The 10473-nt window shown below is 60.5% G+C and carries 9 protein-coding genes and 4 pseudogenes; 2 read left to right on the top strand and 11 right to left on the bottom strand.

All coding sequences use genetic code 11. The features are described from left to right. Window positions 1–279: 279 nt before the first annotated feature. Window positions 280–758, top strand: a pseudogene (locus tag GWE18_RS41270) (tyrosine-type recombinase/integrase); the annotation flags it as partial. A 290-nt stretch (window positions 759–1048) separates the two neighbouring features. Here GWE18_RS41270 and GWE18_RS41275 read toward each other — a convergent pair. The 10 genes and pseudogenes from GWE18_RS41275 to GWE18_RS41315 all read right to left on the bottom strand — a co-directional run. Further along, window positions 1049–1542 (bottom strand): annotated as a pseudogene (locus tag GWE18_RS41275) (transposase); the annotation flags it as partial. A gap of 484 nt (window positions 1543–2026) precedes the next feature. Then, a complete protein-coding gene (locus tag GWE18_RS41280) occupies window positions 2027–3088 on the bottom strand; it encodes an ABC transporter ATP-binding protein (protein ID WP_275191223.1) in 1062 nt (353 codons plus the stop codon). Window positions 3089–3094: 6 nt separating this feature from the next. Further along, on the bottom strand, window positions 3095–3916 hold the full coding sequence (locus GWE18_RS41285; RefSeq protein WP_275191224.1) for an ABC transporter permease: 822 nt from the start codon (window positions 3914–3916) through the stop codon (window positions 3095–3097). Beyond that, window positions 3913–4770: an ABC transporter permease gene (locus GWE18_RS41290; RefSeq protein ID WP_275191225.1), complete on the bottom strand. Its 858-nt coding sequence runs from the start codon at window positions 4768–4770 to the stop codon at window positions 3913–3915. The genes GWE18_RS41285 and GWE18_RS41290 overlap by 4 nt, the downstream gene beginning before the upstream one ends. Before the next feature lie 721 nt (window positions 4771–5491). Beyond that, a pseudogene (locus GWE18_RS42445) lies at window positions 5492–5592 on the bottom strand (GTP cyclohydrolase); the annotation flags it as partial. Between the two features lie 563 nt (window positions 5593–6155). Beyond that, window positions 6156–6617 (bottom strand): coenzyme F420-0:L-glutamate ligase, encoded by a 462-nt coding sequence (locus GWE18_RS41295; protein WP_275191226.1) that lies wholly within the window; start codon window positions 6615–6617, stop codon window positions 6156–6158. A gap of 196 nt (window positions 6618–6813) precedes the next feature. Further along, window positions 6814–7236 carry a hypothetical protein gene (locus GWE18_RS41300; RefSeq protein WP_275191227.1) on the bottom strand — a complete coding sequence of 141 codons (423 nt, stop codon included), beginning with the start codon at window positions 7234–7236 and terminating at the stop codon, window positions 6814–6816. A gap of 221 nt (window positions 7237–7457) precedes the next feature. Then, window positions 7458–8192 (bottom strand): 2-phospho-L-lactate transferase CofD family protein, encoded by a 735-nt coding sequence (locus GWE18_RS41305; protein WP_275191228.1) that lies wholly within the window; start codon window positions 8190–8192, stop codon window positions 7458–7460. A 10-nt stretch (window positions 8193–8202) separates the two neighbouring features. Next, window positions 8203–8967, bottom strand: a complete 765-nt coding sequence (locus GWE18_RS41310; RefSeq protein ID WP_275191231.1) for a hypothetical protein — start codon at window positions 8965–8967, stop codon at window positions 8203–8205. 485 nt (window positions 8968–9452) lie between these two features. Then, window positions 9453–9623 carry a hypothetical protein gene (locus tag GWE18_RS41315; RefSeq protein ID WP_275191229.1) on the bottom strand — a complete coding sequence of 57 codons (171 nt, stop codon included), beginning with the start codon at window positions 9621–9623 and terminating at the stop codon, window positions 9453–9455. Window positions 9624–9660: 37 nt separating this feature from the next. Here GWE18_RS41315 and GWE18_RS41320 point away from each other — a divergent pair, with 37 nt between their 5' ends. After that, window positions 9661–10131, top strand: a complete 471-nt coding sequence (locus tag GWE18_RS41320) for a hypothetical protein (protein ID WP_275191230.1) — start codon at window positions 9661–9663, stop codon at window positions 10129–10131. Here the strand turns inward: GWE18_RS41320 and GWE18_RS41325 are convergent. After that, window positions 10100–10473, bottom strand: a pseudogene (locus GWE18_RS41325) (hypothetical protein); the annotation flags it as partial. The gene GWE18_RS41320 and the pseudogene GWE18_RS41325 overlap by 32 nt on opposite strands.

The following is a 10473-nucleotide window of genomic DNA, read 5'->3' on the forward strand; positions in this document are numbered from 1 at the left end:
GACCCCGCCTCGCGACGGCAGCCCTTGCGTTTCACTAACCCTTCACCTCCATCAGGTTGGGTGGAAGACTTTCACTTCCGAGCTATTGAGCATGCCCGGCACACAACGAAGCCGCGGGCGCGGCATTTGAGGGTAGGTAGTAACGGCCGCCTCCTGTCTGAGAGGATTGAGGTTTTTCAGAGCCCAACCTTTCAGACAGGAGGTTTTCCGATGGCCCAAGTGAGCCCTCTCCGCGCAGGGTGACGCTCGGCCACAGTATGATCCCGAGCGCATCGCCTACGGGAGCCACGAAAGCTGCCGGTCGTGCTGAGTGCCGACGAGGTGGTGAGCTTTTCTGGAGGCGATCCCGATTCTGAAGAGCCGCACTGCGTTGACGACGGTCTATGCCGCCGGATTAAGGTATCGGAAGTCGTTTTCCTCAAGGTCGCGGATATCGACAGTCAGCGGATGGTAATCCGGTTGAATAAGGCAAAGGCGGCACGGACCGTTACGTCACGCTCTCGCCGCAGCTTCTGAAGTTCTAAGGGCCTATCGGCGGCTAACCCGACCGACACGCTGGCTGTTTCAGTGAGCGGCCGCTCGATGCGACAGTGCAGCACGCGGCGTGCCGCTCGGCCCACATCGGAGCCGGTCTGAACAAGCGCGTGACGGTGCACAAACTACGGCACAGTTTTGCGACCCACCTTCTGGAGAACGGCGCCGACATTCGTGTCATCCAGGTTCTGCTCGGCCATGCCAGCCTGCAAGGCACGGCACGCTAGCCCGCATTTCTCACACCGCTGAGCGATAAAGCAACGCGCGAACTGGTTTTGGCGATGGCCTTGGTGCAGTGCGAGTGGGATTATTGCGCCGTAGGCGCTTCTGCGATTGTGTTGTGGGGTTTGCGTGGGCCGAGGCGTGATGCCGCTGCGCGCCGGGGCGAGGCGTGTCAGTGGGGTGCGACGCGCGCCTTGGCGGCCTTGGTCAGGCGGCGGGCGGCGAGGCCTGCCGCGCGACAATCAAGCTGAGAGTCTTCTCATCCAGATTGCCGCGCTACAGGCCAGCGACCGCGGATCTGGCGCACGAGCCGAGCGACCTCTTCCACGCTGCCCGCGCTGGCGTCGATGTTGGAGCGCCGCAGCTTGGCCGCCAATGCCGGCCGCAGAACACGTAGAGCGGCAGATAGCAGTAGCAGTCGTAATAACCGTGGAAGAAGCGGCCCTCCTGGCGCCCGTGCAGCGGATCGTCGGTGGCATCAAGGTCGAGAATGATCTGTTCGGGCGGCCGCGCGTGCGCCTCCAGGAACACCATCACCGGTAACGCCTCGATCGAAGCCGCCTCATAGGCCATCTTGTGGTAGCGCGTCGGCTCCTTCCGGCTCAGCTGCAGCTGGTTCAGCGTCGACTTGCCGGCCACCGGCGCACAATCTTCGCGCCGGCTTGCCAACTTGCCCGCCAACACCGCCATCACCGGATCGTGCCGCAACTCGTCATGATCGTTGAGGTCTTCGTAACCGAGCGCAATCCCGAACACGCGCTGCCGAACCAGGGTCGCCACCGTGTGTTCGATTCAATCCGGACGGCGATGATCCCGAAAGCAGCCCGCAGTGTTATCCCGCAATCAGGCAACCACGCAGTTTGGGGGGTGCGACCAGCACGGCAATTGGCTGGAGGCAGCGGGTCGATGAGACCGGCAGCGTTGCTCCGGGCCCAGATGGGCGGTCACAAGCCGAAGGGCCGCCACCCGGGCATAGACTCCCTGCCAAGGTCCCCACCGGCGCAGCAAAGCCATGACCTTCCTGGCGCCCTTGCGCCATGACAGGATCGATGCGCCAGGGTTCAGCGAGGGACCGACCAATGGCGAGAGCTTTCGGACTAATATCGAGAAGATCTCCTGCCGACCCTTCGGCCAGACGTCATCGTGGTCATGGCCAATCTCGACAGCTATAAAGCGATGATTGTGCGTCCGTTCATTCGCTCTCGGAGCGCCAAGCTGTTCTTCGCCTTCCGCCGGGCGTCCTTGGGATGACCAGGGGCCGCCCGCTTATTTAGGCCTCCGGCGCGAGTACGAGGCAATCCTCCGGACGAATTTCCGCTTGGACGCTTTCGCCGTCCCGCGCGAAGCACTGGCCGTTGTTTTGCACGACAGCGTGGATTCTGCGGCCATTGGCCAGGCGAACCCAGTGGTGGATGGTCGAGCCAAGGTACTCCGTCTTCTCGATCACGCCCTCCAGCGCGTTGACGCCGACCGCGGCGATGGCGCCCTTGGTCCGGACGGCGATGCGCTCGGGCCGGATGCCAAGCTCCACGGCACCGCCGGGAGCCTTGGCTGCCACTGCGATGGACAGCCCGTCCTCAGTTACGAACCGGCCGCCGTCGAGGCGGCCCGTGAACCAATTCGACTGCCCGACGAAATCGGCAACGAATTTGTTGGCGGGCGCACTATAGATTTCTTCGGCTGAGCCCCGCTGCATAATCCGCCCCTTGCTCATGACGATGATATGGTCGGCGAGGCTCATGGCCTCCGACTGGTCATGCGTCACGATGATGGTGGTGGTGCCCGCCGAGGTAAGGATCTGCCTCAGTTCCACTCGCAGCGCCTCTCGCAGCTTAGCGTCCAGGCTGGAGAGCGGCTCGTCCAGAAGGAGAAGAGAAGGCTGGGTCACAAGCGCGCGGGCCAGCGCCACCCGTTGCTGCTGCCCGCCGCTCAGCTGCTGTGGGCTACGCTTCTCGTAGCCGCGCATCTTCACAAGATCGAGGACGGAGCGGATTCGCTCCGGGAACTTGGAGGCAGGGACGCCGCGCTCGCGCAGGCCAAAGGCGATGTTTGCCTCCACGCTCATGTGAGGGAAAAGCGCGAAGTCCTGGAAGACCAGTCCCACATTGCGTTCGTAGGGACGTTTCGTGCTCACGCACTCGCCGCGAATGCGGATGTCTCCGCCATCCGGTACTTCAAAGCCCGCGATGAGGCGCAGCGTTGTGGTCTTACCGCAGCCGCTCGGCCCGAGAAGGGAGACGATGCGTCCCTCCTCGACCTGAAAGGAGACGTTGTCCACGGCCAACTCTTCGCCATAGCGCTTCGAGACGGTGCTGAGTTCCAATACAGTCATGAGATCCTACTTATGATAAACGCCTTGTCCGATCACTTTGTCCAGGCCCACGATGCAATCCAAGACCCAAATCAGCGCGATGGTCAGAACCATGAGGCAAACGGCCGCCGCCGCGATGCGCAGGTCGAATTCATTGAGCATCATGTTTGTCATGGCCACCGGCAGCGTGTAGAAGTTCGGGCCCGTCAGGAATAGGGCGACCGAGACATCATCTATTGAGTAGGCGAAAGCGAAGACAGCGCCTGCGGCGATGCCAGTCTTTGACAGAGGCACCGTCACCTTCCAAAAGGCGCGCCGCTCCGTGGCGCCGAGGCTTAGAGCGGCCTCCGTGAGCGATTTCCGGATTCCCACCAAGCTCGCGAGAGTCGTTCGGATCACATAGGGCACCGTGATGATCAGATGGCCACCGATGAGTGGGATCGGCCCGCTGAACACGCCAATCGTGGAAAAGAAGAGCAGAAGCGAGAAGCCGATGATGACGTGGGGAACGACAAGGGGCGACAGAAAGAAGGCGGAGAGAGGCTCCTTCCCGGGAAAGTCATAGCGGTCGAGCGTGAACGCCGCTGCGACGCCGACCAAGGTCGATAGCGTGGTCGCAGCCAGCGCCAGCATCAGGCTGACCTGCAGGCCTTTGAGGTAATAAGCGTCCGAGAAGAAGCCCACGTACCATTGCAGCGACAGGCTGGGTGGCGGAAACTGCCCGAGGAACTGCCGCGCATCGAAGGACATGACGGTAGCGATGAGCAGCGGGGTAACGAGAAACGCTATGGTGGCAATGGACAGGCACAGCACCATGACGCTCAACACATTGTCGGCGGCGCGCTTCATCGGACGGCGCCCTCCCAGCGGCTGCTGGCCAGCAGGGAGACCGCGTAGATCGCCAGCAGGGAGATAACCAGCATTACGACCGCGACCGCCGATCCGCTAGGGAAATTGGCCAGCTCGCTGAAGCGGTTGTAGATCAGGTTGGAGACGAAGCTGATCTTGCCGCGCCCCAGGATCATGGGGACGACAAAGGCGCTGATTGACAGCGTGAAGGAGAGCAGGAACGCAGAGAGAAGGCCTCGCCCGCTCAATGGCAGCGTGACCACCAAGTGGGACTTCCAGCGGGCGGCGCCGAGCGCCTGCGCCGCCTCAATGAGCCGCGGATTAACGTTCTGGATCGTGCCGACGAGCACGAGGACGGACATGGGCACCGAGTAGTGGAGCAGCCCGAGCACGATCATGAACTCAATGTAGAAGCGGCTCCCGATCTGCTCGCCGAATAGCGGCGCTATGTCGCGCGCAAATCCCGTCGGCCCGAAGGATAACTCGATGGCGTACACACGCACCAGCACGCTCAAGAACATGAGCGTGATCAGGAGTCCGATGGTCGCCCTTCGAAGCCAGTCCGAGCGCCGGCGGGCTACAAAATGAGCAATCGGGAACGCGAGGAGCACGCCCAGGAAGGCAACGATGAAGCCGATCCGGAATGTGTCCCAGAGATAGGACAGGTATGCCTCGTGCAGGAGATCCGTGTAGTTGGTTAGCGTAAGCGGCGAGTTCGCGTCGGCGCCAACACGGCCCGGGATGAACTCGCGGAAACTATCCTCGAAGACTCGCAGGAGCGGATAGAGCAACAAAGTGCCGTACACCGCGACCACCAAGCCGATCACAAGCGCGGCTCCGCGCGTAAGCTTCATGCGCTTCCTCTTCATGCGTTTCCCCAAGAAAATCAGCACTGACGTTGGCGCCTAAATCCCGGCTCCGACTTAGATATCGAGCCGCGGTTGCCGTTCGAGATTTCAAAGCAGCATCACGCTACTGCTCGATGGTCGATGGAACGACAGCACGATCCTTTAAGTCTGTCCGGGCGATAGGCACTTAGTGACTGCTTTACGTGCCTTGAATTGTAGAGAGGTAGAGCGAAGCCACACTGAATGACGCCCGTGGTCGGCCCGGAACTTGGACAAATGCGGGCAGCGCTCGGTATGTCGGTATCTGGCATCTCTTCCTCCCGTTGTCTATTGGGGTCTCGTAACGACCTTTTTTTTTCCGAAACGGAAAATAGCTTCCTACAGGGGTGATTTTCGGCAAAGAAACTGGAGAAATCAAATAAGATCTGCGAAAATGTGGGAATTGCGTAGAATTTCTGCACTTTTTGGTCAACACCTTTGCGGCTTCCCCGGTATTCTGCAGCCCGAGGCCTATAGCGGGTACGAGCTCTCTGTTGCGCGCGCGGAAAACCTGACGCCAAGCAGCGTACTTTAGGATATTGCGGCGCCGCGGTTCGTAGGGCCGGGAACGACAACGCCTGCACTCTGGCTTCAGTCCCGCCGTTCCTATGTTGCTGCCGTCTCGGACTCGACAACCGGTGGACGCCACGCCTGCATCGAAGTAGTCACACTGATCATCTGAATACCCGAGCATGCGATTTGCCGTGTAGGTATCCAGTCCTGCAAGACGTAAGCGTCGATCTTGGACGCCAAGCCAATCCCGCGGCCCTTCTGACGCAGATGGAGGATGCCCCTCCACCTCCACGTCGAGCTTCAACAGCTCGCACGCCGCAGGATCACCGACCTTAACCGCAGAATGATCGGACCGCGACAGACGGTCAAACGTATAGACTTGGCCGGTCGAGTAACGCCCTCGAGCGGGATGAGAGAAACGGCCCGAACAAGCGCCGTACTTGTGTCAATGATCAAGTCTCCTTACGCGAGCACACTTTCCAGCGCCGATTGATCAGCACCATTGCCACCTTGCAAGTGCATCTGGTGCCCGCCTTTGGAAGTTGCGTTCCTTAAAGAGGTCTTGCTCGATTGGCCGAACGCACTCCCGACAGGTAGCCGTCATAGCACGATCCCACTGCAATCCTCGAACTACCACAGCTGGTGTAGCAGCGTTCTTGACCATTAACAGTCCCGACACAGCAGCTAGCTCGTCCGCGAAGCCTGTTCAGAAACTGCAAGGCGCCGGCCGTAAGCGTCCGTCTTCCCCACCCAGCTGATGATGGGCGGTACCTCGGATGTGCCCAAAGCGACATTCACCAAGCCCTTGCGCCACGGTCGCCCGAAAGTATCGGTCACGATCACGCCTGGCTTTTGGCCAGACTGACGGCGATTCGAGCCGCGCTCGCGTCCGGATGAACCGGTAGAAGCAACAGCTGGCCTTCCGCCGAGCCGAGGTTCGACTCGTCAATACCCGCGTTGGCAGCCACCCAACCGGACCTGTGGCGCGCGATGATAATCCCCTCAGGAGTCGCAGCTGAAACCCGAAGAATAGCCGAACTCTCGTCAAGGATTGCCTGAACCTTCCGAGCGTCCTTGCCGCACCGCTTGGCGAGATCCATCGCCTCCGCTGACGGTACGATTTCCGATAGCGCGCGAAACCGTCCCTCGCTCTTCGATACGATCTTCTGTGCGACGAGGATGATGTCGGACTCGTGCAATTCTTCACCGGCGGCCTGCGCTGCCTGCGCCAGAATGGTGCCGACATCATCGCCAGGACGCACCTCAGGAATGCACGGAATCGCGAAGAGCTCAAGTCGCATAGTTAGCCGGCGTCCTTCAGGAAGGAAAGTTCCCGGCTCATGACCAAGCAGTCACCTACTGTATCGATATCGTGGCCGAGGAAAGGCCACTGCCTCGTGATCGAGCTCAGGGCTGCGGCCGAAGCTGCGTCGGCGTGGCGTCTGGCCGAATTACGGCCGTAGCAAAACTCGAATCAATCCACTTGCACAAGGTCGATCAGCAGTGCATTGGTACCGCCGTCGTGAGCGCGTGCACAACGACATTATGTCTTCGCCCATCGTCCAACAGCTCGTCCGCCTCCGACCGCAGCCATATTGGGATGTCTGCCGGGACAACCAAGAGTCGATCAACCCCCTGCTTCTTCGCCCACATGAATGCGCTTTGGGCAGCTCGATTCAAGCCGCGAGTGCCTTTTTCCAGCAAGGCCACAGCGTTGCACGCCGTGGTTTCGCTAGTAATGCGCGATGACGGGGTGACCACCAGCCGTTCGAAATCAGGGAACTGCGTAGCGAAGAATGTCTGCGCCCTGCGGATGAGCACCAGCGCCAAGTGTTCGCGCTGAGTGGCCGTCAGTGCGTCTGCAAGCCGGGTCTTTGAGTCTGCCGGATCCTTCATCGGGATCGCAACCACGGTCCTCATCTTGAGACTCCAGTGGTGCTACGCTTGCTCGCAAGTTCAATGAGACGCCGCGCAAGTTCCTCGGCGCGGGGTGCATCCGGAATCAATGTGGGCGTCACTGCAACCTGCAACGCACATTCTTTCGAAATGTTGACCATATCGCGCGAGTCGCTCTCGTCAATGACAAAGACATTCGCGAAGTCCGAGTAAGCCGCAACGATGTCAGAGTTTGACGAGCCGACCTAAAGATCGCTCATTAACTTCACAAGGGGCCCTTTGATCGCGCGCCCTCCGATAAGCGGCGAGACTGCGACCTTCAATCCTGGTGCCTGTCGCAATGCTTCTCGCATGCCACCCACTTCCAGCATGGGAAGGATCGAAAGGTAAGGATTCGATGGCGCCAGCACAACGAGATCAGCCGCACATAGCGCTACGCGTACGCTATCCGTGATCCGACCCTGGCGCGCCAAATTCAAGTGCAATTTCTTGACCGTGGGACCCGCACGGTCACGTACGAACCACTCCTGAAACCGCAGCACCCCAGTCACGGTCTCCACCACGGTCGGACACTCTTCGTCCGACACAGGTAAGAGAGCACAGTGGACGCCGAAGCGACGACTGATTTCTTCGGTCACCACGGTGAGTGATGCGCCTTGCGCGAGCCGAGAAGTGCGGTAGATATGCAACCCGAGGTCGGCATCGCCAAGCTTCATCCATGCGCCTTGGGAATCCAGCTTGCGAAGAACCTCAAGCGCACGCGTGCCATCCTCTGCGACGCCCCAACTTTGCGTGCGATTGACAACCCCGGAAAGCGTATAGAGCACGGTGTCTAGGTCCGGGCAGACATACAGGCCGTGGAACCGATCGTCGTCACCGACATTCACGATGATGCTGAGATCGTCCGGTGGCACGATGCCGGCAAAACCGAGTGCCATACGCGCGCCTCCCACACCGCCAGCGAGGACTGCCACTTTCATCTTTCGCGTCTCAATCAGCAGTTACGTACTCGTGGCGAAGGAACTTGATCGGATCATGCGGCCGAGGCTTGAGCGGACCGATGTCCACCGGATCGTGATCCGAGAACTCCTCCAGCGTGTCGTATAGCGTGCTCCTGCGCACGGGCGTGCGGCCGGCATGACGAATCAACTTGACCATCTCGGCAGGAGTCAGCTCCTCGCCAAAGTCGGCTCCCGCCGATCGTGAGATTGATTCGTCCATCAGCGTCCCCCCGAGGTCATTGACGCCGGCGCGCAGCATCTCGGCTGCCATTTGCGCGCCGAGCTTCACCCATAAAACCTGGATGTTGTCGATCCAACCCGCGAGCATCAGCCTTGCGATGGCGTGCATCTTGAAGTTCTCTTCCTGGGTGGCGCCTGGGCGCACACCAGGGATGGCGCGGTCCACGTACAGGGGCGACTCGGCATACACGAAACTGAGAGGCACGAATTCCGTAAAGGCGCCGGTCTCCTTGATCGAGCGGATCAAATCGATGTGCACAGCCCAGAACATGAGCGTCGACGTGCTTTGAAGCCCGATGGAGTGCGCCGCCCGGATCGCCTCGATCCGCGCCTCCGTCATCAACTTGTTTCGGGTCAGCTTCCGCCACACGTCGACATCAAGATCTCGGCTGCGGTTCCTGGCATCGAGCCAAGTCCTGCTTCCTTGCGTTCCAGCAAGAACTCCTTTGTGGGCATCTTCCGCTTGTGCGCCCGGAACCAGACCTCGAAAGGGCGAAAAGGCATGCACGTGCATGCGCGGCAACTGAGCGCTTCACGACGATCAGGAGGTCGCGGTAGTAAGTGGGAGGTAGATCGGGCTGGAGGCCGCCTTGCATGCAGATCTCCGTCGCACCACGATCCCATCCGACTTGCGCGCGGTGTGCCACCTCCTCCATGCGGTACCACACCGCGGCCGGATCTTCCTTGCGCTTGGCGAAGCCGCAAAAGCGGCACCCCATGTAGCACACGTTCGTGAAGTTGGTGTTCCGGACGACGAAGCTCGCCCTGCGTCCGACCCGCTGCGCTCGAACAATGTCCGCTGCCCGCACGATCGCCGGAAAGTCCGAAGATGCGGCGCGGAACAGGGTCTCGCCGTCTTCGCGCGTAACCTCGCGACCAGAGAGAGAACGCTCAAGAATGTGCCGAACTTCCCTGCTGCTCTGGCCAAGCAGGGCCTCTGCGGAGGTTGCCCGAAGTGTCAAAGGTCTGAATGGCTGGGCGCTGTGCATGCGAACTCCTCTAGCTTGCCTCGGCGTGGGCTCGGTTGGCCGCGTAGCCATCTTCGCGCGCGAGACGATGAAGTGCCTCGCGGGGGAACCGGCCGAAGAAAGCGCTCGGCCTGTCGGAGATATAGAGCGGATACGTCGTCAAACGTTCCACCAAGCTCATGCCCTTCTGTTTGGTGCGCAACGCAATTTTCCCGACCGCAGGCCAAGCATACTCCGGATTGATGTGGTCCGCACAGCGGAGACACTCCACCCCAGTCATTGATGCCCGCGTCCAGATAGCGCTCGAACGCTTCATTCAGATTCGGTGGCGCCTGCAAGGAAACTTCCGCCGGCAGCATGAGCCGAGCGATCGCCAGAGTGCGAAGCATATCGGTCATATCCGATTCGCGATGATGCGCCATCGCGGTGCCGGGCTTCGCCCGGAAATTCTCGACGATCACCTCCTAAATGTGCCCATGCCTCTCATGAATGTCCGCGATGCTCTGAAGGCTTTCGATTCGCCGAATCTCGCCGATGCCAATCAGGATTCCCGTCGTCATCGGCACCGACGCCTCGCCAGCGGCATCGAGGGTGCGAAGGCGCTGCAACGACCCCTTGTCGGGGCAGGCTTGATGTGGCATTTCCTTTACTATGACCGGCGGCTCACGTTCTCAAGCATCAAGCCGGCGAGCTCCCGCTCACCTCCTTGACGCGCTCGAATTCCTCCCGGCGCATAGTTCCGGCGTTGACGTGTGGGACCAACGATGTTTTCGAGATAACTAGCTCGCACATCGCCAGGACGTTGTCGACACCCCAGGTTGTGGAGCAGTCGCCCGTGAAGAATTCCCAAGCCGTTGATTTGGAATCCAGAAACGGCATTTTGCCGGAACTGGATTTGCCGGAAAGCGGGCCTTTGGAGCGGGAATGATCGGGATAGGGGGACGTCTCGCGACGCCACCCCTCCCACACCACCGGGCATACGGGTCCGTACCACGGCGGTTCGATCGAGTTAAGCCGGCACAGGCATGAAGATTCGGGGGAGACCAAGAGAG

It is taken from the genome of Bradyrhizobium sp. CSA112 (assembly GCF_029051645.1).
Classification (GTDB): Bacteria; Pseudomonadota; Alphaproteobacteria; order Rhizobiales; family Xanthobacteraceae; genus Bradyrhizobium.